The 22509-nt window shown below is 60.6% G+C and carries 24 protein-coding genes; 1 reads left to right on the top strand and 23 read right to left on the bottom strand.

Features of this window, described 5'->3' with window-relative positions:
* Positions 1 to 23 precede the first annotated feature (23 nt).
* The 23 genes from ACIPLA_RS15350 to cbiE form a co-directional block, all read right to left on the bottom strand.
* Positions 24 to 329 carry an urease subunit beta gene (locus ACIPLA_RS15350; protein ID WP_030128285.1) on the bottom strand — a complete coding sequence of 102 codons (306 nt, stop codon included), beginning with the start codon at positions 327 to 329 and terminating at the stop codon, positions 24 to 26.
* A complete protein-coding gene (locus ACIPLA_RS15345; protein WP_401173892.1) occupies positions 329 to 862 on the bottom strand; it encodes a GNAT family N-acetyltransferase in 534 nt (177 codons plus the stop codon). Before ACIPLA_RS15345 ends, ACIPLA_RS15350 begins: the two co-directional genes overlap by 1 nt.
* 5 nt (positions 863 to 867) lie before the next feature.
* The gene (locus ACIPLA_RS15340) at positions 868 to 1401 is read right to left on the bottom strand and encodes a GNAT family N-acetyltransferase (protein WP_401173889.1); all 534 of its coding nucleotides are present in this window, start codon (positions 1399 to 1401) and stop codon (positions 868 to 870) included.
* Positions 1402 to 1410: 9 nt separating this feature from the next.
* Positions 1411 to 1713, bottom strand: coding sequence for an urease subunit gamma (ureA, locus tag ACIPLA_RS15335; protein WP_007907366.1), 303 nt, complete (start codon positions 1711 to 1713; stop codon positions 1411 to 1413).
* A 143-nt stretch (positions 1714 to 1856) separates the two neighbouring features.
* Positions 1857 to 2696, bottom strand: coding sequence for an urease accessory protein UreD (locus tag ACIPLA_RS15330; RefSeq protein ID WP_401173886.1), 840 nt, complete (start codon positions 2694 to 2696; stop codon positions 1857 to 1859).
* Between the two features lie 30 nt (positions 2697 to 2726).
* Complete coding sequence (urtE, locus tag ACIPLA_RS15325; RefSeq protein WP_123721453.1) at positions 2727 to 3425, bottom strand: urea ABC transporter ATP-binding subunit UrtE; 699 nt, start codon at positions 3423 to 3425, stop codon at positions 2727 to 2729.
* A 155-nt stretch (positions 3426 to 3580) separates the two neighbouring features.
* Positions 3581 to 4450 carry an urea ABC transporter ATP-binding protein UrtD gene (gene urtD, locus ACIPLA_RS15320; protein WP_218397257.1) on the bottom strand — a complete coding sequence of 290 codons (870 nt, stop codon included), beginning with the start codon at positions 4448 to 4450 and terminating at the stop codon, positions 3581 to 3583.
* On the bottom strand, positions 4447 to 5526 hold the full coding sequence (urtC, locus tag ACIPLA_RS15315; RefSeq protein ID WP_063341711.1) for an urea ABC transporter permease subunit UrtC: 1080 nt from the start codon (positions 5524 to 5526) through the stop codon (positions 4447 to 4449). Before urtC ends, urtD begins: the two co-directional genes overlap by 4 nt.
* Positions 5526 to 7028, bottom strand: coding sequence for an urea ABC transporter permease subunit UrtB (gene urtB, locus ACIPLA_RS15310; protein ID WP_218397259.1), 1503 nt, complete (start codon positions 7026 to 7028; stop codon positions 5526 to 5528). Before urtB ends, urtC begins: the two co-directional genes overlap by 1 nt.
* 162 nt (positions 7029 to 7190) lie before the next feature.
* On the bottom strand, positions 7191 to 8456 hold the full coding sequence (urtA, locus tag ACIPLA_RS15305; protein WP_339523104.1) for an urea ABC transporter substrate-binding protein: 1266 nt from the start codon (positions 8454 to 8456) through the stop codon (positions 7191 to 7193).
* Between the two features lie 441 nt (positions 8457 to 8897).
* Positions 8898 to 9269: a DUF6124 family protein gene (locus tag ACIPLA_RS15300; protein ID WP_401173880.1), complete on the bottom strand. Its 372-nt coding sequence runs from the start codon at positions 9267 to 9269 to the stop codon at positions 8898 to 8900.
* Positions 9270 to 9782: 513 nt separating this feature from the next.
* Positions 9783 to 10793, bottom strand: a complete 1011-nt coding sequence (locus tag ACIPLA_RS15295; RefSeq protein WP_401173877.1) for a FecCD family ABC transporter permease — start codon at positions 10791 to 10793, stop codon at positions 9783 to 9785.
* Positions 10790 to 11737 carry an ABC transporter substrate-binding protein gene (locus ACIPLA_RS15290; RefSeq protein WP_401173874.1) on the bottom strand — a complete coding sequence of 316 codons (948 nt, stop codon included), beginning with the start codon at positions 11735 to 11737 and terminating at the stop codon, positions 10790 to 10792. Before ACIPLA_RS15290 ends, ACIPLA_RS15295 begins: the two co-directional genes overlap by 4 nt.
* Positions 11734 to 12522 (bottom strand): ABC transporter ATP-binding protein, encoded by a 789-nt coding sequence (locus tag ACIPLA_RS15285; protein WP_401173871.1) that lies wholly within the window; start codon positions 12520 to 12522, stop codon positions 11734 to 11736. The genes ACIPLA_RS15290 and ACIPLA_RS15285 overlap by 4 nt, the downstream gene beginning before the upstream one ends.
* A 236-nt stretch (positions 12523 to 12758) precedes the next feature.
* Positions 12759 to 14138 carry a PepSY-associated TM helix domain-containing protein gene (locus ACIPLA_RS15280; RefSeq protein WP_401173869.1) on the bottom strand — a complete coding sequence of 460 codons (1380 nt, stop codon included), beginning with the start codon at positions 14136 to 14138 and terminating at the stop codon, positions 12759 to 12761.
* Positions 14139 to 14288: 150 nt separating this feature from the next.
* Positions 14289 to 16406 (bottom strand): TonB-dependent copper receptor, encoded by a 2118-nt coding sequence (locus tag ACIPLA_RS15275; protein ID WP_401173866.1) that lies wholly within the window; start codon positions 16404 to 16406, stop codon positions 14289 to 14291.
* An 84-nt stretch (positions 16407 to 16490) separates the two neighbouring features.
* Positions 16491 to 16940, bottom strand: coding sequence for a DUF2946 domain-containing protein (locus tag ACIPLA_RS15270; protein WP_123499737.1), 450 nt, complete (start codon positions 16938 to 16940; stop codon positions 16491 to 16493).
* Between the two features lie 22 nt (positions 16941 to 16962).
* A complete protein-coding gene (locus ACIPLA_RS15265; RefSeq protein WP_218397276.1) occupies positions 16963 to 17442 on the bottom strand; it encodes a copper chaperone PCu(A)C in 480 nt (159 codons plus the stop codon).
* Between the two features lie 48 nt (positions 17443 to 17490).
* On the bottom strand, positions 17491 to 17889 hold the full coding sequence (locus ACIPLA_RS15260; protein WP_218397278.1) for a DUF2946 domain-containing protein: 399 nt from the start codon (positions 17887 to 17889) through the stop codon (positions 17491 to 17493).
* A 49-nt stretch (positions 17890 to 17938) separates the two neighbouring features.
* Complete coding sequence (locus ACIPLA_RS15255; protein ID WP_401173861.1) at positions 17939 to 18250, bottom strand: hypothetical protein; 312 nt, start codon at positions 18248 to 18250, stop codon at positions 17939 to 17941.
* A 254-nt stretch (positions 18251 to 18504) separates the two neighbouring features.
* Complete coding sequence (locus tag ACIPLA_RS15250; protein ID WP_401173858.1) at positions 18505 to 19227, bottom strand: cobalt-precorrin-6A reductase; 723 nt, start codon at positions 19225 to 19227, stop codon at positions 18505 to 18507.
* Complete coding sequence (locus tag ACIPLA_RS15245; protein ID WP_401173855.1) at positions 19224 to 20321, bottom strand: cobalt-precorrin-5B (C(1))-methyltransferase; 1098 nt, start codon at positions 20319 to 20321, stop codon at positions 19224 to 19226. Before ACIPLA_RS15245 ends, ACIPLA_RS15250 begins: the two co-directional genes overlap by 4 nt.
* Positions 20314 to 21525 carry a precorrin-6y C5,15-methyltransferase (decarboxylating) subunit CbiE gene (gene cbiE / locus ACIPLA_RS15240; protein WP_218397286.1) on the bottom strand — a complete coding sequence of 404 codons (1212 nt, stop codon included), beginning with the start codon at positions 21523 to 21525 and terminating at the stop codon, positions 20314 to 20316. Before cbiE ends, ACIPLA_RS15245 begins: the two co-directional genes overlap by 8 nt.
* Positions 21526 to 21768: 243 nt before the next feature.
* Here cbiE and ACIPLA_RS15235 point away from each other — a divergent pair, with 243 nt between their 5' ends.
* Positions 21769 to 22425 (top strand): hypothetical protein, encoded by a 657-nt coding sequence (locus ACIPLA_RS15235; protein ID WP_401173852.1) that lies wholly within the window; start codon positions 21769 to 21771, stop codon positions 22423 to 22425.
* Positions 22426 to 22509 lie beyond the last annotated feature (84 nt).

The raw sequence follows: 22509 nt of genomic DNA, 5'->3' as shown, positions 1-22509 counted from the left end.
GGCCGGTGCGGACAACGCATGACTTAAAGGTCACCCATGATCCTGCCGGCAAACCCGAACACCCGGCGATGGCCGGCCAGGTCTACCAGCTCGACCTCGCGGCTCTGCCCCGGCTCGAAGCGCACGGCGGTGCCGGCGGGGATGTTCAGGCGCATGCCGCGGCTGGCGGCGCGGTCGAAGGTCAGGGCGTCGTTGGTTTCGAAGAAGTGATAATGCGAGCCGACCTGGATCGGTCGGTCACCGCTGTTGGCCACCTTCAGGCTGAGGGTGCGGCGGCCGACGTTGAGTTCGATGTCGCCGGGCTGGATCTGGTATTCACCGGGAATCATCAATGGGCTCCTTGGAGAATCTTGTAGTAAAGGGCGGTCGGTTTGTACTGGCCGTTCGGGTCACAGGCATAGTCGGGAATTTCGCCGACGCGGGTGTAACCCAGGGCCTTGTAGAAGTCTTCGGCAGGGGAGCCGGCTTCGGTGTCGAGGTAGAGCATGCCGCGCTTGTGCTGGCGGGCCGCGAGCTCAACGGCATGCATCATCTGTTGGCCCAGGCCGCGACGACGGGCATGTTCACGCACCAGCAGTTTCTGCACTTCGGCGCGGTTCAGCCCATTGGCTTTCTGGCACAACGTCAATTGCACGCTGGCCTGTACCTGTTCGTCCTTGACCACCACCCAGAGCAGCACGTTGCCTTTGTTCAGGTTCTCCTGGACTTCATCGAAATAGGCTCGGGCCTGGGTCGCATCCAGATCCGCCATGAACCCGACACTGGCGCCATAGCCGACGGCGTCGAGCAGCAAATCAATCAAACCCTGACGATAGTGCGCAAAGCTTTCAACATTGACGCGGCGCAGTTGGGCGGCGTTCATGGGTATCACTCCTTGTGGGGACCGGGTGGCATTGCACCCGGGTCGAGGATCAGTTGCATGAAGGTCAGGTCCAGCCAGCGGCCGAACTTGGTGCCCACCTGCGGCATTTGGCCGGTGACGACGAAACCGGCCCGGTCGTGCAGCCGAATCGAGGCGCCGTTACCGCTTTCGATGGCGGCGACCATCACGTGTTTGTTGCAGCCTTTGGCGCGTTCGATCAGCACTTCCATCAGTTGCAGCCCGAGGCCATTGCCCCGCTGGTCGTTGCGCACGTACACCGAGTGCTCGACCGTGTGGCGGAACCCATCGAACGGGCGCCAGTCACCGAATGAAGCGTAGCCGAGTACGCTGTTGTCGCCGTCGACGATCACCAGCACCGGATAGCCCTGATCTTGCCGGGCGCTGAACCAGGCCTGGCGGTTGCCCAGGTCCACGGCCTGTTCGTTCCAGATCGCTGTGGTATTGAGTACGGCGTCGTTGTAGATGTCGCGGATCGCTGGCAGGTCGGCGAGCAATGCCTCGCGGATGTGGTAAGTCATGGCGCGGCCTCAGGCGATCGGTTGGTGAACGGTGACCAGTTTAGTGCCGTCGGGAAACGTCGCTTCGACCTGGATCTCCGGGATCATTTCCGGGATGCCTTCCATCACTTGTTCGCGGCTGAGCAGGGTGGTGCCGAAATGCATCAGCTCGGCCACGGTCTGGCCATCACGCGCGCCTTCGAGCAGCGCCGCGGAAATGTAGGCCATGGCCTCCGGGTAATTGAGCTTCACGCCGCGAGCCAAACGCCGCTCGGCCACGAGGCCGGCGGTGAAGATCAGCAGCTTGTCTTTTTCGCGTGGGGTCAGGTCCATCGTAGAAATCCATATTCGGCAGTTAAAAAATTACTCAACCTGTAGGAGCGAGGCTTGCCCGCGAAGAACGATAACGCGGTCCTCCAGTTAAACCGAGGCGCTCCCTTCGCGGGCAAGCCTCGCTCCTACAGGGTGGATTGTGTTCAGGTGCTCCATATTCTTGGTGGGACGGCTTCTCGCCCCAGCAACGCCGGGCGCAATAACCGCCACACATCGATCAGCCAACCACGTGCCAACAGCGCCTCACTGGCCAGGCATCGGGCGACCAAAAGCCCCGGCAATTGCGTCAGATCTCCGCGCACGTCATTGCTCAGCGAACGGCACTTCAGCAGCAATTCGCTATCGACTTCACCCGTCACCAGCAACGTCGCAAACACCGGTTGGCCGTCCAGCCCTATCGGCGAATCCAGCAAACCATCATTGCCGACAATGCGCTGGCGTTCGTGCCAGAGCAACTGGCCATCGCGGCGTATATCCAGATGCGCCTGAAAATGTCCGAGATCGAAACGCTCGCCACTGGCCGGGCGACCCAGCGCCACCACATCCCAGTAGAACAGCCGCGCATCGCCCTCAAGGTCGATGCGGGTGCTGAGTTCCGCCTGAGCGTCGCTGAAGATAATCGTCTCTTGCGGCAGCCACTCCAACGTAGCACCGGCGGCCACGCGCAGGTCGAGTTTCTGATAAGCCGGCCCTGCCGCGCGATACCACTTGGCGGCGCCGGGGCTGGTGATTTGCGCCCAGGCATGCGTGCCGACGCTGGCCGAGATGTCCAGCCGATCACCACCGGCAATCCCGCCCGGCGGGTGGACGATGATGTGCTGACACACCTCGGGGCCTTCGGCGTACAAATGCTTCTGCACCCGCAACGGACCTTTATGGCGACGCTGCACCGGGCGCGTGCTGTCGCCGAAACGGGCGTAGCCCAATTCCAGCTCGGCATGCCAGCTGGGGGTGAACAGCATGATAGGGGCAGGTAAATTCATAATTTCAATTAATCGCCAGGAAGCTGCAGGTTAGATCGTAACCAGTCCACGGACACCTTCGGCTTCCATATTTTCGCCGCGCCCTTGTTGCACGATCTCGCCTCGGGACATGACCAGGTACTGATCGGCCAGTTCGGCGGCGAAATCATAGAACTGCTCCACCAGCAGAATCGCCATATCACCGCGAGCCGCGAGCTGCTTGATCACCGCGCCGATTTCCTTGATCACCGACGGCTGGATGCCTTCGGTGGGTTCGTCGAGGATCAGCAGCCGTGGACGACTGGCCAGTGCTCTGCCGATCGCCAGTTGCTGTTGCTGACCACCGGACAAGTCACCGCCACGCCGTTGTTTCATTTGCAGCAGCACCGGGAACAGCTCGTAGATGAACGCCGGGACTTCCTTGGCTTCAGCGCCGGGAAACCGTGAGAGGCCCATCAGCAGGTTTTCTTCCACGGTCAGTCGGCCAAAGATTTCCCGGCCCTGAGGCACGTAAGCGATGCCGGCATGCACCCGTTGGTGCGGCTTGAACGTGGTGATCGGTTTGCCTTCCCAGTTCACCGCGCCCTCCTTGGCCGGCAGCAAGCCCATCAGGCATTTGAGCAGGGTAGTCTTGCCCACGCCATTGCGCCCGAGCAGGCAGGTGACTTCGCCGACCTTCACCTCAAACGTCAGGCCCCGCAGGATGTGGCTACCGCCGTAATACTGGTGCAGCTTGTCGACTTGCAGCATGTTCAAAATTCCTTCTGTGTGACACGGCCTCACTTTCGACACGCCTCTGCCCTTGTAGGCGCGAGGCTTGCCCGCGAAGAACGATGACGCGATCTCGCAGGTGAACCGAGGCGTCCCTTTCGCGGGCAAGCCTCGCTCCTACAGAAACGCGAAAATCATCGGCCGAGATACACCTCGATCACCCGCTCATTGTCCTGCACCTGTTCCAGCGACCCTTCGGCCAGCACGCTGCCTTGATGCAACACGGTGACGTGGTCGGCAATCGAGCCGACGAAGCCCATGTCGTGTTCCACCACCATTAGCGAATGCTTGCCCGCCAGGCTTTTGAACAGCTCGGCAGTGAATTCGGTTTCGGCGTCGGTCATGCCCGCCACCGGTTCGTCGAGCAGCAGCAGTTGTGGGTCTTGCATCAGCAGCATGCCGATTTCCAGAAACTGCTTCTGGCCGTGGGACAACAAACCCGCCGGGCGATTGACCGAGGCAGTCAGGCGGATGGTTTCCAGCACTTCGCTGATGCGATCTTTCTGCTCGCCACTGAGACGAGCCCGCAGGCTGGCCCATACCGACTTGTCGGTCTTCTGCGCCAACTCCAGGTTTTCGAACACGCTCAAGGCCTCGAACACCGTCGGCTTCTGGAATTTGCGACCGATACCAGCCTGGGCAATCTGCACTTCGCTCATCTGCGTCAGGTCCAGGGTTTCACCGAACCAGGCTTTGCCATGACTTGGGCGAGTCTTGCCGGTGATCACGTCCATCAACGTGGTCTTGCCCGCGCCATTGGGGCCGATGATGCAGCGCAATTCGCCGACACCGATGTACAGGTTCAGAGCGTTCAGCGCCTTGAAACCATCGAAGCTGACGCTGATGTCTTCCAGGGTCAGGATGGTGCCGTGGCGGGTATTCAGGCCGGGGCCGACGCGTTGGCCGAGACCGATGGCATCGCGGCTGCTGCCGGCGTCCCTGTTGGGCTCCGGCGGGAAAAAGACCGGTTCGAGCATGAATTCAGCCGTCGGTGTAATTCTCATGATTCACCCCTTTTCTTCAGCAGACCGATCACACCCTTAGGCAGATACAACGTCACGACGATGAACAGTGCGCCGAGGAAAAACAGCCAGTACTCCGGAAAGGCCACGGTGAACCAACTCTTCATCCCGTTGACCACACCGGCACCGAGCAGCGGACCGATCAGCGTGCCGCGACCACCCAGCGCCACCCAAACGGCGGCTTCGATGGAGTTGGTCGGCGACATTTCACTCGGGTTGATAATCCCGACTTGCGGCACATACAGCGCGCCCGCCAAGCCGCACAGCACCGCGCTCAACACCCAGACAAACAACTTGAAACCGCGTGGATCGTAGCCACAGAACATCAAGCGGTTTTCCGCATCGCGCAACGCGGTCAACACCCGGCCGAACTTGCTTTGCGCCAGCCGCCAACCAATGAACAGACTCGCCACCAGCAACAACACCGTGGCGAAAAACAACACCGCACGCGTCCCCGGTTCAGTGATGCCAAACCCGAGAATGGTGCGGAAGTTGGTGAAGCCGTTATTGCCGCCAAACCCGGTTTCGTTGCGGAAAAACAGCAACATCCCGGCGAAGGTCAGGGCCTGGGTCATGATCGAGAAATACACGCCTTTGATCCGCGAGCGGAAGGCGAAGAAACCGAACACCAGCGCCAGCAGTCCCGGCGCTAATACAACGAGACACATGGCCCAGAGGAAGCTGCTGGTCCCGGTCCAGTACCACGGCAGTTCGGTCCACGACAGGAACGTCATGAACGCCGGCAAGCCATCGCCCGAGGCCTGGCGCATCAAGTACATGCCCATCGCGTAACCGCCGAGGGCGAAGAACAGACCGTGCCCCAGCGACAACAGGCCGGCGTAACCCCAGACCAGATCGAGGGCCAGGGCAACGATGGCGTAGCAGAGAATCTTGCCCACCAACGTCAGGGTGTAGGCCGAGACGTGAAAAACGCTGATGGGCGATAACAGCGACAGCAGCGGCAACGCCAACAGCAAAACAAGGATCACCGCGCCAACAGCGAGGGTGACTTTTGGGCCGGCCTTTTGTGTGGCCGTGAGCAGTAGGGGCTGATTCATCAGTCGATCACCCGTCCTTTCAGTGCGAAGAGGCCTTGCGGACGTTTCTGGATGAACAGAATGATCAGCGCGAGGATCAGGATTTTGCCCAGCACCGCACCGATCTGCGGTTCGAGAATCTTGTTGGCTATCCCTAAGCCGAATGCGGCCAATACGCTACCGGCCAATTGGCCGACACCGCCGAGCACCACCACCAGGAATGAGTCGATGATGTAACTCTGACCGAGGTCCGGGCCGACGTTGCCGATCTGGCTCAGCGCCACACCGCCGAGGCCAGCGATTCCCGAGCCGAGGCCGAAAGCGAGCATGTCGACGCGCCCGGTCGGTACGCCGCAGCAGGCGGCCATGTTGCGGTTCTGGGTGACGGCGCGCACGTTGAGGCCCAGCCGCGTCTTGTTCAGCAGCAGCCAGGTCAGCACCACCACAAACAAGGCGAACGCGATGATCACGATGCGGTTGTACGGCAGCACCAGATTCGGCAGCACCTGAATTCCGCCCGAGAGCCAGGCCGGGTTGGCGACTTCAACGTTCTGCGCGCCGAACACCAGGCGCACCAACTGAATCAGCATCAGGCTGATGCCCCACGTCGCCAGCAGGGTTTCCAATGGGCGGCCGTAGAGGTGACGAATCACCGTGCGCTCCAGCGCCATGCCGATCCCGGCGGTGACAAAAAACGCTACCGGCAAAGCAATCAGCGGGTAGAACTCAATGGCTTGCGGGGCGAAGCGCTGGAACATCAGCTGCACCACGTAAGTCGAGTAGGCGCCGAGCATCAGCATCTCGCCGTGGGCCATGTTGATCACGCCGAGCAGGCCGAAGGTGATCGCCAGCCCCAACGCCGCGAGTAGCAGGATCGAACCGAGGGACATACCACTGAACGCCTGCCCGAGCATCTCGCCGATCAGCAGTTTGCGTTTGACCTGGGCCAGGCTGGTTTCGGCGGCGGTGCGCACATTGGCATCGGCTTCGACGCCGGATTCAAGCAAACCTTCGAGACGGGTGCGGGCCAGTGGATCGCCGGTTTCACCGAGCAGACGCACAGCGGCGAGGCGCACGGCCGGGTCGGTATCGACCAGTTGCAGGTTGGCCAGCGCCAGGCTCAGGGCGGCGTGGACGGTTTCGTCTTTTTCGCCAGCCAGTTGCTGGTCGAGGAATTTCAACTGAGCCGGTTTGGCGCTTTTCTGCAATTGCTGCGCGGCGGCCAGACGGATTTTGGCGTCGGCGGCGAGCAATTGGTGGCAGGCCAAAGCGGTGTCGATCAGACCGCGCAGGCGATTGTTCAGGCGCAGGGTTTTTGGTTGGCCATCGACCGTCAATTCGCCTTGTTGCAGAGCGTTGATCAGTTCGATACGAGCCGGATCGGGCTGCGCGGCCCAGGTTTCCAAGAGTTTTGCTTGTTGCACGGGATTGGCCGCGACGAAGTCTTCGGCGTCGCCGGCGTGGGTGGCCATCGGCAATAACAGCGCGACGGCGAGAATGAAACGGTAAAGGGCAGTGGGCATAGAGAGTCGCCTTGACGCGGACATTGTGGGAGCGGGCTTGCTCGCGAATGCGGACTCACATTCAACATGTCAGTCGCCTGGCACACCGCTTTCGCGAGCAAGCCCGCTCCCACAGGGGATTTTGCCTGGCCGGAGAGTTAATCCGGCCCGACATCCAGTGGCTTAGTTACTCTTCACCGCATAGTCCGGCTTCTTGTCGTTACCCTGAATGAACGGGCTCCACGGTTGGGCGCGGATCGGCCCTTCGGTCTGCCACACCACGTTGAACTGACCGTCGGCCTGAATCTCGCCGATCATCACCGGCTTGTGCAGGTGGTGGTTGGTCTTGTCCATGGTCAGGGTGTAACCGGACGGCGCGGCGAAGGTCTGGCCGGCCAGGGCTTCGCGGACTTTGTCGACGTCGGTGGACTTGGCTTTTTCCGCCGCTTGCGCCCACATATGGATACCGACATAGGTGGCCTCCATCGGGTCGTTGGTCACCGCTTTGTCGGCGCCCGGCAGGTTGTGTTTCTTGGCGTAGGCTTTCCAGTCGGCGACGAATTTCTTGTTCTGCGGGTTCTCGACCGACTCGAAGTAGTTCCACGCCGCGAGGTTGCCCACCAGCGGTTTGGTGTCGATGCCACGCAGTTCTTCTTCGCCCACGGAGAACGCCACAACCGGAACGTCGGTGGCTTTCAGGCCCTGGTTGGCCAGCTCTTTATAGAACGGCACGTTGGAGTCGCCATTGACGGTGGAGATGACGGCGGTCTTGCCACCGGCGGAGAATTTTTTGATGTTGGCGACGATGGTTTGATAGTCGCTATGACCGAACGGGGTGTAGACCTCTTCGATGTCCTTGTCCGCCACACCTTTGGAGTGCAGGAACGAGCGCAGAATCTTGTTGGTGGTGCGCGGGTACACGTAGTCGGTGCCCAGCAGGAAGTAACGCTTGGCGCTGCCACCTTCTTCGCTCATCAGGTATTCCACCGCCGGAATCGCCTGCTGGTTAGGCGCGGCGCCGGTGTAGAACACGTTCGGCGACATCTCTTCGCCTTCGTACTGCACCGGATAGAACAGCAGACCGTTGAGCTCTTCGAACACCGGCAATACCGACTTACGCGACACCGACGTCCAGCAACCGAACACCACGGCCACCTTGTCCTGAGTCAGCAACTGCCGGCCCTTCTCGGCGAACAACGGCCAGTTCGATGCGGGGTCAACCACCACCGGTTCAAGCATCTTGCCGTTCACACCGCCCTTGGCGTTGATTTCGTCGATGGTCATCAACGCCATGTCTTTGAGCGAGGTTTCGGAAATCGCCATGGTCCCGGACAACGAATGCAGAATACCGACCTTGATGGTCTCGGCGGCCTGGACCGTCCAGGCCATGCCCATCGCGGCAATGCTTGCCGATAGTGTGAAAGCCTTGATCAAACTGCGACGCTTCATTGTGCGATCTCCATGAACGTTAAAGTTTTTTATGGTTGGCAGATGCGGACGACTGAAGGGTCTTTAGCAAGGGCTGTGCCCGGTCGGGGAAGGGCAAGGAAATGTCGTATTAGAGCGGTTGCGGGGTTTGGATGACGCACCATGAAGGATCGCGTCTGGCGCGTTGGTGCGAGAAGATGCGCCACATTGGGGCGCAGAAATTGGCTGGCTCCTGTAGGAGCGAAGCTTGCTCGCGAAGACGGCGGCACATCCAGTATCAATGTGTCTGACCTAACGCTTTCGCGGGCAAGCCTCGCTCCTACAAGTGCTTTGTGTCGTACACCGAATCTGTGTACGACGTTGAACCCATGTGGGAGCGGGCTTGCTCGCGAAAGCGGTGTGTCAGTCACAGGGATGTTGGATGTACTGCCGTCTTCGCGAGCAAGCCCGCTCCCACAGGGACTACGCCGGGTCGACGTTATCTAGCGCCCGGTTCACCGCCAGCTCCGCCAGCATGATGACCTGCTGAATCGCCATCGCTGTATGGCGCTGCGGGCCGATCAGGTTGTTGGCGAAATCGCTGGCCAGGACACTCGCCGAGGCCAACGATTCACAAGCGTGGGCCAGCAGGCTTTCGGTGCCGGCATCCGGGGCAACCAGGAACAGGGTGCTGGGGCGACGGGGTTTTTCGGTGTATTGCACCGGGGGATCGAGGTAGTAGTCGAGGGCGCGTTTTATGGCTTCGCGGTCTTTGAGGAGGTCGTCGTCGCGCGATTTTTCGGCTTCGGGAGTGGTGATATCGATGGGTGGATCGGGAACTATCTTCTTGCTCATCGGGTGTTGTCTCTTAATGAGCCATCCTTTGTCGTTTCTCACGCGACGAAGGGGTGGCAGCTATGTGCGGAGTGAGAAACCGGTCACCACCCAAACCCGGCCGGACCGAAGTCCGCCCGCACACAGCCGCCATAGAGCATTGCAGACAGCGGATAAGCTGGCGGCAATTATGGTGGTACTGATGTTGGATTAACAGGGCTACCGGGTTCTCACACCCGATCGCTGAGTGTTCAGCGACAGCCCAAGACTAGAGGGCCCGCGTCCGACGAACAACCTGAAAAACCCGTGGGAAACTTCCGTGTTTTGACACATCCGTTAAACATTCAAAAACAGCATTCAGCCCCCAATCCCACGTCTGACACCGAGTTCCGTCTGACACTGATGACTGTAGGAGCTGTCGAGTGAAACGAGGCTGCGATCTTTTGATCTTAAAAAATCAAAGTCAAAAGATCGCAGCCTCGTTTCACTCGGCAGCTCCTACAGGGGGGCTGTGTGCATCTGGTAGAGAAGGGATCAGCGGCGGCGCATCAGGCCGATGAAGAACAACCCGCCGATGGCTGCGGTGGCGACGCCGATGGGCAGGTCTTCCGGGGCGATCAGGGTGCGGGCGGCGACATCGACCCAGACGAGGAACAGACTGCCCAACAGGACGCACACGGGCAGCAGTCGCCGGTGTTCCGCCCCGACCAGTCGCCGGGCAATGTGCGGCACCATCAGCCCTACAAACCCGATAGACCCACTGATCGACACCAACACCCCAGTCATCAACGACGCAATCAAAAACACCCGCAACCGCACCGTGCGAGCATTCAAACCGAGAGTCACAGCAGTCTGCTCACCCGCCATCAACGCATTCAACGGCCGGGCCATCCCCAGCAACAACACCAACCCAAGCAACACACTCGCCGCCGGCACCGCAAGCAATTCCCAACGCGCCAGCCCGAGCCCGCCAAGCATCCAGAACATCACCGCCGAACTGGCGCGATGGTCGCCCAGAAACAGCAGCAAATTGGCAATCGCCATCATCACGAACGACACCGCCACGCCGCACAACAGCAGCCGATCACTGTCCAGCCGCCCATGACGGTTGGCGATCATCAGCACGATCAACATGCTCAACAACGCGCCGATAAACGCCGCAATCGGCAAGGTCAGCAAGCCTGCGATCTCACCAACATGCAACACCACGATCACTGCGCCGAGGGTGGCGCCGGAGGTGACCCCGAGCAAGTGCGGATCAGCCAATGGATTGCGCGTCACCGCTTGCAGCACCGCGCCAATCAACGCCAGACCAGCGCCCACCAGCGCGCCGAGCAACATGCGCGGCACGCGGATCAGCCAGACGATGTGTTCCTGGCCGGCCGTCCAGTCCGGACCACCGAAACCAAAAATCTTGTGCAGCAATATTCGCCACACCACCTCCACCGGCACCCGCGCCGGGCCGAAACCCAGCGACACCACGCATGACACCAGCAACAGCGCACCGAGGGCGATCAGCAACAAGGCATAGCGACGATCGATCATTCGCCGTGGAAACCCTTGGCCAGGGTTTCGACCGCCAGCACGTTATCGATCCCGGGCGTGGCCTGTACGTACGGAATGACGATGAAGCGCTGGTTCTTGATCGCATCCACCGATTGCAGCGCCTGGTTATTGAGCAGGAATTGCTCCTTCTGCTCCGCGGTAACTTCGCCGTAATCGACGATCACGATCACCTGCGGATTGCGCTCGACCACGTTCTCCCAATTGACACGGGTCCAGCTCGCCTCGACGTCGTCGAGAATGTTGCGCCCGCCCGCTGCATCGATTAGCGCCTGAGGCATGCCGAGTCGCCCGGACGTCATGGCCCGGTCTTCACCGCTGTCGTACAGAAATACCCGAGGCTTGTCGGTCGGCAGATCCTTGCGGATGTCGGCGACTTGCGCCTGCATCAGGGCAATCACGGTATTGGCGCGATCCTGCACGTCGAAGATTTTTCCGAGGTTGCGCAGGTCGTTGTAGGTGTCTTCCAGGCTGGCCGGTGGGCGCTTCATGACGAAGGCGCAGGACTCGGTAAGTTCGTAGACGTTGATGCCCAGCGGTTGCAGGGTTTGCGGCGTGAGATCACCGCCGACGCGCATGCCGTAATCCCAACCGGCGAAGAAGAAATCGACGTTGGCATTGAGCAGGGTTTCCACCGACGGGTACTTGGCCGCCAGTTCCGGCAAGCCATCAAGGATGGTCTGCATCTGGGGCGTCACCGACTTCCAGCCAGTCACGCCGCTGTAGCCGGCCATCTGCGGTTTGAGACCGAGGGCGAGCATCATCTGGGTCATGTTGATGTCATGGCTGACCGCGTGTTTCGGCGCTTGCTTGAAGGTCACTTCGCGGTTGCAGCTCTGGACGGTCAGCGGGTATTTCGTGGCCTCGGCGAAGGCTTGGGCACTGCCCAGCAACAGAGTGAGACACAGCAGGGAACGCAAAGTCATGGTTGGGTTATCCAGGTGATTCGTGGGTAGCCGTGCAAGGGATGGTCGTCGATCAGGGCGTCGACGCCGAACACGTTGTGCAAAAGTTGGGCGGTCAGGACTTCTTTGGGTGGACCGCTGGCGACGATGCGCCCGTGATTGATCACGTACAGCCGGTCGCAAAAAGCTGCCGCCAGATTGAGGTCATGGATGCTCGCCAGCGTGCCGATCCGCAGACGCTTGACCAGTTGCAACAGCTCCAGCTGATAGCGTGGGTCGAGGTGATTGGTCGGTTCGTCGAGGATCAGCAGTTGCGGTTGCTGGGCCAGGGCGCGGGCGAGGATTACCCGCTGTTTTTCACCACCGGAAAGGGTGGCGAAGGCGTGGTCTTCGAAGCCCTTGAGGCCGACCGATTCCAGGGCCTGGCTCGCGAAATTTCGGTCCTCGAGGGTGTCGCCATCAAACAGGCCTTTGTGCGGCGTGCGGCCCATGGCGACCACTTCATCCACGGTCAGGCCGAAGGCGTCGGGGAACTCTTGTAACACCACCGCGATGCGTTGCGCGCACCAGCGTGAGGATTGCTTCCAGACGTTGTGATGGTCGAGTTTTACCTCACCGCGTTCCGGTTTGCTGAAGCGATAGGCGCAACGCAACAGGCTGGTCTTGCCGCTGCCGTTGGGGCCGATCAACCCGACGAACTCGCCAGCAGCCACGTGCAAGGATGCGTCACGCAGCTGGAACTGGTGATGGCAATGGCCGTGGCCCAGGGGTGTCCAGGCGAGGTTCGTGAGGTTCAGCGAGGTCATGCAGTTCTCTTGGGATTTTTGGTGTGGCTGATGACGCCTTCGCGGGCAAGCCTCGCTCCTACAGGGTTTGTGTCGTACGCAATAGTTGTGATCGACATAAACCTTGTGTGTCGTACGCAATAGTTGTGATCGGCACAAAACCTGTAGGAGCGAGGCTTGCCCGCGAAGAGGCCCTATGCTTCAGAGATAAGCGCCAGAAGTCTATAGATCCTTCTAAAACGCGCATCTCGCCTGCTTCATGATGAAGCTGAAGTGGATTCAGTTTGCCGGCTCAAACGCGACAGCAGCACACGATCCAACACCCACACCACAATCAGCGAAGCCCCCACCAACGGAAACATCACCGCCAACCCGAACATGATGACCATCGCGGTTTTCCATTTCGGCAGGTCGTGACGCAACGGCGGTACACCGAACTTGCCCTGTGGCCGGCGTTTCCACCAGATCACCACACCGCTGACGGCGCTGAGCAAAATCATCAGGCAGATCAGCAGCACGATGATCTGATTGAGCGGGCCGAACATCTTGCCTTCGTGCAGCATCACGCCGACTTCCGTGGCCCGGGCGACGTTGCTGTAATGCTTCCAGCGCACGTCGGCGAGGACGTCGCCGGTGTACTGGTCGACATGCAGGGTGGCATCGTTGCGCGGGTCGTCGGCGAACAAGGCGATGGTGAACACGCCGGTGGCTGTAGTGGGGAAGGTGATGCTGTAACCGGGCTCGATCTTGCGTTGCACGGCGATGTTTTGCACGTCTTGCAGGCTGATGGTCGGCGCTGCCGGGCCGGCTTGCGTGCCGGTGTGAGCCATGTGTTCAGCGTGGTCGCCGGACATCGGCATCGGCGTGTTTTCCATGGCCCACGGCACGGTCTGGCGCGTGGCGCTGTTGAGGCTGCGGGCCTCGACGTCGGATTTGGGCACCTCATTCCACATGGCTACCGGGAAGCGGTTCCAGAGGTCGGCGTATTGCTTGCCCCAGAACCCGGTCCAGGTCATGCCGCTAAGCAGCATCACCAGCAACAATGATGCGCCCCAGAACCCGGTCACCGCGTGCAGGTCGCGCCAAAGCACTCGGCCGCGACTGTTCAAGCGAGGCCAGAGAATCCCGGCGGACTGGCCGCGCGGCCACCATAAAAATACCCCGGAGACCACCAGCACCACGCCCCAACCGGCGGCCAGTTCTACCAGCCGATCACCGACGGTGCCGATCATCAATTCGCCGTGAATCGAGCGCGCAATCGCTTGCAGATTCTTCTTCGCGTCTTGCTCGCCAAGGATGTCGCCGTGGTACGGATCGATGAACACGTTCAGTTCATGACCTTCATTGATCACCACAAATTGCGCACTGCGTTCGGCGTTGACCGGCGGCAGGTACTGTTTGATCTGGCCCCGTGGATACGCCTCTTTCACCCGTTTGAGCAGGTCGTCTGCGGCGACTGTGTGATGAGCCGCAGGGACGTTCAGCAGGCTGCCGTACATCAACGGATCGAGTTGCGGTTTGAACAGGTAGATGATGCCGGTCAGGGCCAGCATCACCATGAATGGCGCGACGAACAGGCCGGCATAGAAATGCCAGCGCCAGGCCAGGTTGTAGAAATTCGGTTTGGGCTGTTTCATTTAGAGTGCTCCGCCAGGCTTGGGTCTTTTGTTGTTTGGTGACTGCTGCGCAGTCGTTCGCGGGCAAGCCTCGCTCCTACAGGTTCAGGTTGTTCGCAATAACCACATACGACACAAAACCTGTAGGAGCGAGGCTTGCCCGCGAAGCTCTTAAAAGCTCATATCAACCTTGGTCCAGAGCGTGCGCCCCGGTTCGTTGATGGCTTGCGGATCATTGGCCGGGAAGCCGAAACCGGCGTTGCCGGCCAGGTTCAAGTGTTCGGCGTAAGCCTTGCCGAACACATTGTCGACGCCGCTGCTGACCTTCCAGTTCTTGTTGATCCGGTACGCGCTGTTGAGCGAGAACACACCGAACCCGGAGCTCGTGTCGAAGTCTTTGCCAACCACGTTGCCCTTGTTCCGGTCGATGCGGTTCTGCGCCGCCACCACCCGCCACAAGGCGCCGGCGCTCCAGTTGTCTTCGCTGTAGGTCAGGCCGAAACGGGCATCCAGCGGTGGCATCTGCGGCAGGGCGCTGCCGTCACTGCTGTTCTTGCCCCAGGCGTAGGCCAGGGTCGCGTCGGCTTTCCAGTTGGCCGTCAGCTTGTAGGCCGCACCGAGTTCGCCGCCCATGATGCGCGCGTCGATGTTCTCGGCTTGCGAGGTCATGCCCATCATCCCCGGCGTGTAGTTGAACAGGATGTAGTCACGCACCTGCCCGACGTAACCCGAGGCCCAGGCTTCGAGGTCTTCGGTCTTGTATTGCAGGCCAAAGTCGAGCTGGGTGGTTTTCTCCGGCTTGATCGAGTCGAAGGCATTCACCGAACCGGCGGGGCCGGACTTGGGCGAAAACAGCTCCCAGTAATCCGGGAAACGCTGGGCGTGACCGAGGCCCGCATACAGCGTGGTCGGGCTGTCGGCCAGGTCATGTTCGTAACGCACGAAGCCGCTGGGCAGTGTGTCGGCGCGGGTGTCGTCGGCGGTCGGGTTCGGGCGGGCCATCATCCCGGAGCCGATGGTCTGCCGATAATCCTTGGCCGACGCGCGATCCAGTCGTGCCCCGGTGATCAACCGATCACGGTCGGCGGCGTACCAGGTCAGTTCGCTGAACACGCCGTAGTTGTGGAAGTCGGCGTCCTTGTTGCGCGGCACATCCTTGTAGGCGTCGACGCCCATCGCGCTGCGTTGGCGATGTTCGTTGGTCTGCGCATCCAGGCCACTGATCAGCTGCACATCGGCCCAGCGCCAGGTGGCTTTGATCCGCGCGCCGAGGGTTCGACGGTCGACATTGGAGGCCATGGGGCCGGCCATCATCCCGGTGCCGGACGGCGTGCGCAGGGTGTAGTTGTCCATCACGTGGTCGGCGTAGTTGTAGTAGACCTGCGCCTCGACCTTATCCAGCACTTCACCGATGTTTGACTGCTCGAAGCGCAGGCCGAGGCTTTCGCGCAAGAACTGCGAACCGTCCATGCCACGCCCGGCGTAACGGGCTTCGCCATCGCCCTTGCCGGCGGTCAGTTCCAGCAGCGTGTCGGCGCTCGGGGTCCAGCCGACAGCGACGTCGCCGTTCCACTTGTCATAGCGCGAGGGCACGGTGTCATTGTTGCCGTCCTTGTAGTCGTCGGAATGCGCGGTGTTGCCGATCACGCGCACGTAACCCAACGGCCCACCGGCGGCGGCGTCCACCACTTTGTCGAAACGACCGTTGGAACCGGCCAGCACGCTGGCGTTCACCCGGGTGCCGAGTTCGCCGAAGCTTTCCGGCTCACGGTCGAACAGGACAGTGCCGGCGGATGCGCCGGGGCCCCAGAGCACAGTTTGCGGGCCTTTGATGACGGTGAGTTTGTCGTAGGTTTCCGGCGAGATGTATGAGGTTGGCGCATCCATGCGGCCGGGGCAGGCGCCGAGCATCATGCTGCCGTTGGTGAGGATATTCAGTCGCGAGCCGAACATGCCGCGCAGCACCGGATCGCCATTGGTGCCGCCGTTGCGCACCAGCGCGAAGCCGGGGATGGTTTTCAGGTAATCGCCACCGTCGCTGGCCGGCACCGGTTGGCGCGGGTCCTTGGGGTTGGTGACGATGGTCAGTGGCGAACTTGGCGCGATGGCGGTGATCACCGTCGGGCTAAGTTCTTCGGTGTGGCCGGTGTGTTCATCGGCCTGCACCATCGGTGTCAGCAGCAAGCCGCAAAGAACGGCGGTGGCGTGCCTGAAGCGAATGCGAGATTCGTTCAGGGCAAAAGAAGCCTGGGCAGCGCCCAAACGTGTGTCAGCAGAAAACCTGGACATGACAATTTCCATCGAACAGTCGTAAACGACACGGCCGGCAGCCTGCGGCTGTCTTCTAAACCGTGTGAAATTGGAAGTGGGTGTTTACGCGACGATGGGCGGCGCACGGGTGCGGGCGCCGGGGAAGAAGGTTTGCCGGGCGTGGCCCAGGCGGGTAGCGGGAGTGCTGAAAGTGGTTGTCTGTGGACTGTCGAAGGCGACGAAGGACTGACCGCCAGTGAGCGCCGGGCAATTGAACAGCAGGCTGCAATAGCCGCATTTTTCCCAGAGTGCGTGATGGTCGGCTTTGGGTGGGCAGTGCTCGGCGGCGGGTTGCGCGCCATGTTCCATGGCCGACATGTCCATGGGCATGTCCATCGACATGCTCATGGATACTTTCATCAAAGCCGAGGCGCGTTGATCCATCGGCATCGACTGAGAAATCAGCGGGCCGATAAAGATCATCAGCATGGCGAACAGGCTGATCCAGCTACCGCGCGTCAGGCTCATTGGCTGACGGCGGTGCACGGATGACCGGGTGCCAAGCGGGCGCATGGGCGTTTTCAACGTGGGCGATTTACTGAGCGTGCATATGCTCTTGCATGCCGTCAGGCGCCTTTTTCTGCACCGCGACCTCGACCGTCACATCGCCGGATTTTTCGAAGTGCATCGTCAGCGCGAAGCGCTTGCCGTCGCTCAACAGGCTGCGGTCTTTCAGTTCCAGCAGCATCACGTGATAGGCCATCGGTGCGAAGGTGACTTCGCCGCCAGCCGGAATTTCGACGCTTGGCACTTGCTGCATTTTCATCAGGTCGTTTTGCATCACGTGCTCGTGCAACTCGGCAACGCCTGCGATCGGCGAGTTGACGCTCAGCAGTCGGTCAGCCGTTTTGCCGTTGTTGTGAATCACGAAATACGCCGCGACGGTGGGCGCGTTGGGCGGCAACTCTTGCGACCATGGATGGGCGATCTCAAGCTCGCCAGCCTTGTATTCGTGAGCATTGGCAAAACAGGCAGGCAGCAGCAATACAGCCAGAACGATGAGTTTGTTCAACATGGCAGTTCTCCAGAACGATTCAAAACGCAGGTCAATTGCGAGAAGGAATCACACCAGAGGGGACGCACGGGGGTTGAGACTCGGCCATTGCTGGCGCGGTGTAAGGGTGTCGAGCGTGGCAGGAGGCAGGCTTCGATTGGCCTCGAAACGCGCGTAATACAACTGCGGAGCATGCCCCGGCAATGCCACCAATGGTGCAGAGCCCGAACAGCACCAGCAATGCTGCATGTTGGAATGATCGTCGCCCTGCGGAGCTTTCTGCTCGATATCGCCCAGGGAAATCGCTACCAGTTTAGTGCCGTTGGAAGAGCAGAAACTGCCCCACAGCAACTGTTCGGCCGGCGATTTCGCCGTCTGCGCCATCGCTCCAGACATCGGCATGGCGAGCATGTTGAACAGCACTGCAAAGCAGGCGATCCAGGCAAATGCGAGCCGTTGTCGGGACATGAGGGCAGATCCGGTTGAGTGGGCGATCAGGCGCGGCTATTTAGCCTGATCAGGGGCGATAAGTAAAAAGACCGCGTGCGGTGTGGTGTCGCAGTGCTTCAGTCAGCATGTCGAGCAGCCGACGTGCGAGCTCAGACTCGCCGTTTTGAAAGAGTGTAGCGACTTCGATTCTTAATGCCTGAGCGAATTGAGCGTCGCGTTGGACTCTTGCCCGGATTGTGTGTTTGACATCTCTGAGCGCCACACGATTGAGGCTCCCATCGCCTGGGTCTTCCTCTTCGCAAGCCTTGATGTAGTGCCACATATCGATAGGCGTGTGGATAAACTCGGTGATATCGAAACGAGTGAATTTTTCGGGCATTCGGCATTCCCCGCTACGTTAAGTGGTACCCGAAATATAGGAGTTGGGTTGTGAGCCCACAAGTCAGCCGATTTGGATGATGTTGTGCGTTACGTCCGATGGATATGTAGGGTGTTGCACATTTTCTGTAGCAGCTGCCGAAGGCTGCGTTCGGCTGCGTAGCAGTCGTGATCCCATGCGCCACGATCAACCTGACGGACCGTGGTGTTTGATTTTACGACTGCTGCGCAGCCGAACGCAGGCTTCGCCAGCTGCTACAGGTTTTGTGCAAGGGCCGCTAATACCTCATCCACCGCCCAAAACTCCCGCTCAACCCCCGGCAACACCGGTCGCTTCAACACCAGCACCGGCACTCCACGTTCCCGCGCCACTTCCAGTTTTGGTTCGGTGGCGGTGCTGCCGCTGTTCTTGCTGATCAGCACATCAATCTGCCGACGCTCGAATAGTTCCCGTTCATCCTCAATCAGAAACGGCCCACGCGCGCCAATCACTTCGCAGCGTTCGTTGCCCGGATAAACGTCCAACGCACGCAACGTCCAGAATTGCTCCGGCGGGATTTCGTGCAGGTGCTGCAGCGGTTCGCGGCCGAGGGTGAACAGCGGTCGGCGGAAGGGTTTAAGCGCTTCGATCAATTCGGCCCAGTCGCTGACTTCGCGCCAGTCATCTCCGGCTTGTGGTTGCCAGGCCGGACGCCGCAAAGCCCAGCACGCAATGCCGCTCAACTTCGCGGCGGTGGCGGCGTTCTGGCTGATTTGCGCTGCGTAGGGATGGGTCGCATCCAGCAGCAGGTCGATGCCTTCATCGCGAATGAACTGCGCCAGACCTTCAGCGCCGCCATAGCCGCCAACCCGAATCTGGCAGTTCAGATCCGTCGGCACGCGACCGACACCGGCCAGGCTATAGATGTCTCCCGGTCCCAGGGTTCGGGCGATGGCCAGAGCCTCAGTGACGCCGCCGAGCAACAACACGCGCTTCATTGAAAAACTCCTGCATGGCCGACAATCCCGCCCTGGCGATCGATGGCGAATACTTCGACCTGAACCTGCGCTGGCACCACGCTGCGGGCAAAGTCCAAGGCGTGCTGGCACACCGCGTCTCCGAGGGCGATCCCGGCAGCACTGGCCATCGCTAACGCCTGCTGACTGGTATTGGCTTCGCGGATCGCTTGTTGCAACGCCTTATCCGCGCCGACCGCCGCGGCCCATTCGGCCAGTTGCGGCAGGTCGATGCTTGAATGCCGACTGTGCAGATCCATGTGTCCGGCCGCCAGTTTGCTGATCTTGCCGAACCCGCCGCACAGGCTGAGTTTATCCACAGGTACTTTGCGCAAGTGCTTGAGTACCGCACCGACGAAGTCGCCCATTTCGATCAGGGCGATTTCCGGCAAGTCGTAGACCCGGCGCATGGTGTCTTCGCTGGCGTTGCCGGTGCACGCGGCGATATGCAGGAAACCGTTGGTTTTGGCGACGTCGATGCCTTGGTGGATAGAGGCGATGTAGGCCGCGCAGGAGAATGGCCGGACGATGCCGCTGGTGCCGAGGATCGACAGGCCGCCGAGAATTCCCAGTCGCGGGTTCATGGTTTTCAGTGCCAGGGCTTCGCCGTCCTCGACGTTCACCGTAACCTCGAAGCCGCCCTGATAATCCAGTTCTTCGGCCAGCTGCGTCAGGTGCTCACTGATCATCTTGCGCGGCACCGGGTTGATCGCCGGTTCGCCGACGTTCAGCACCAGCCCGGGCCGTGTGACGGTGCCCACCCCACGACCGGCGCTGAAGCGAATGCCCGGCTCACTGTGCAGGCGCACCTGGGAAAAGAGCAGGGCGCCGTGGGTCACGTCCGGGTCGTCACCGGCGTCCTTGATCGTTCCGGCTTCGGCGCCGTCGTTCATCAACCGACAGAATTCCAGGCGCATTTGCACCCGTTTGCCTTTGGGCAGAATGATCTCGACGGCGTCCGCTTCCACGCCACTGAGCAGCAGGCGTGCCGCCGCGAGGCTGGTGGCGGTGGCGCAGCTGCCGGTGGTCAGGCCGCTGCGCAGCGGGGCGGGTTGTTCGGCGGTTTCGTCACGCATCAAGGGGTTTCGTCACGTCTAGCAAGGTAATCGGTAGCGCCTGACGCCAGGTGTCGAACTCACCCAACGGTTGCGCCTGAGCGACATGAATGCGGGTCAGTTCACCGCCATGCCGTTCGCGCCAGGCCATCAGGGTCACTTCGCTTTGCAGGGTGACGGCGTTGGCCACCAGTCGACCGCCGGGTTTGAGTTGCGCCCAGCAAGTATCGAGCACGCCTTCGCGGGTGACGCCGCCACCGATGAAAATGGCGTCCGGGCGTTCCAGCCCATCCAGGGCTTGGGGCGCGCTGCCGCGAATCAAATGCAGGCCGGGGACGCCCAAGGCATCGCGGTTGTGTTCGATCAACAACTGTCGTCCCTCATCCGCTTCGATGGCCAGTGCCCGGCAACTCGGATGAGCGCGCATCCATTCGATGCCGATCGAACCGCTGCCAGCGCCGACGTCCCACAGCAGTTCGCCGGGAACCGGGGCCAGGCGCGCGAGGGTAATGGCGCGCACATCGCGTTTGGTCAGTTGGCCGTCATGCTTGAAGGCAGAGTCTGGCAACCCGGCGAGTCGGGACAGGCGTGGCGTGTTCGGTTCGGCGATGCATTCGATGGCGATCAGGTTCAGATCGGCAATCAGCGGGTCGTTCCAGTCGTTGGCGACGCCCTCGATGCGTCGTTCGGCATCGCCGCCCAGATGTTCCAGCACAGTGAGGCGACTCGGCCCGAAACCGCGCTCGCGCAGCAATGCCGCGATGGCCGCCGGAGTCTGACCGTCGTTGCTCAACACCAGCAAGCGCACACCACTGGACACATGGGCGTTGAGTGCGGCGACGGGGCGCGCGACCACCGACAGTGTCACCACATCCTGCAACGGCCAGCCCAGGCGAGCGGCCGCCAGTGACACGGAAGACGGAGCGGGCAGGATCAGCATTTCTGCGCCGGGCAGGTGCCGCGCAAGGCTGGCGCCTACGCCAAAGAACATCGGATCGCCGCTGGCCAGTACACAAACCGGTTCGCCACGCAGCGCCAGTAACGGCTCAAGGGTAAAAGGGCTGGGCCACAACTGGCGTTCGCCGCGAATGCACACCGGCAGCAAGTCCAGTTGGCGCTGGCCGCCGATGATCCGCGAGGCGGCCATCAGGGCGCGCCGGGCGTTCTTGCCCAGGCCCTTGAAGCCGTCTTCACCGATTCCCACAACCGTTAGCCAGGGTGTCATGCCGTTCCTTAATCCAGGGTTGATCTTCAAGGGCGGCATGATAACGCGGCTGCCGGTATCTGACGCGGGTCGGTTGTCGGAGAATGTTTAACCGATAGCGGAAACTTAATGTTGTGCAAAAGCGGTTTGCTTAATGCGTGTTTTTGCTAGTTTGGGGTCAGCTTAAGTCGGGCTTAATGAAAGTTCTGATTTAACGACGAAGCATTTTATTTTTTAATGATTGCCAAGTTGGCAGGAAGAGATATGGATATCAATTCAAACACAGATAACATCCGCAGTAATGCAATCGCCGTGAATAATATGTTGTTCACAGGCATCGGGGGCCAGACTGCAGCCGACAACCATTTTGTAAAGAACTGCGTTCTACTCGCGCAGATCAAGGCGGACGAACTTTACAACAGCAGTACCCAGCCGGGTGAGTGGTTCGATCACTTTGCCGGCATTCTCTGGTCATTTGGCTGGAGCCTTGAGGAACACCCCGTGGTTCTGGTCCAGCGCGAATTTTCCGGAAGCGTGCAGGAGGCATGGCGAAAGTTGGCGGCGCCGTTGCTCGCGCGTTCCCAACTGGCACAAGTTGAAGCAGGACTTGCAGCGCTGGAAAACGATGCGGCGATCCTGGAAAAGTTTACCGCCCTGAGTGGCAAGACGTTCAGCTCGCATATTTTGCCGATCAGTTATAACGCCAGCGGCGAGTTGGTCGTGGTGCTCAGTCACATCCGGTTTATCAAGATGGTCCTCAATACCACCTATCTGTTTTGGCAGATCCATCAGCCGATGTCGCAACTGGATATTCGCGCCAGAAAACTGGTGATCAAGCGCCGGGCGATGGATGCCCATCGAGCGAGCGTTGAGCAGGCCCTTCGCGAGATCCCTTTCAAGCTTGAAGAATACGAACTCTGAACAGCGCCAGGCTGCTTAATGTGTAGCCATGGCGGATTCCGACCGGCAGGCATTTTCATGCGCTCGGGCAAAGCAGGCATAATG

This window comes from Pseudomonas sp. NPDC086112 (assembly GCF_044746425.1).
Lineage (GTDB): Bacteria > Pseudomonadota > Gammaproteobacteria > Pseudomonadales > Pseudomonadaceae > Aquipseudomonas.
Note: the sequence above shows the minus strand (reverse complement) of the source record. Positions and strands in the feature narration are given on the sequence as shown.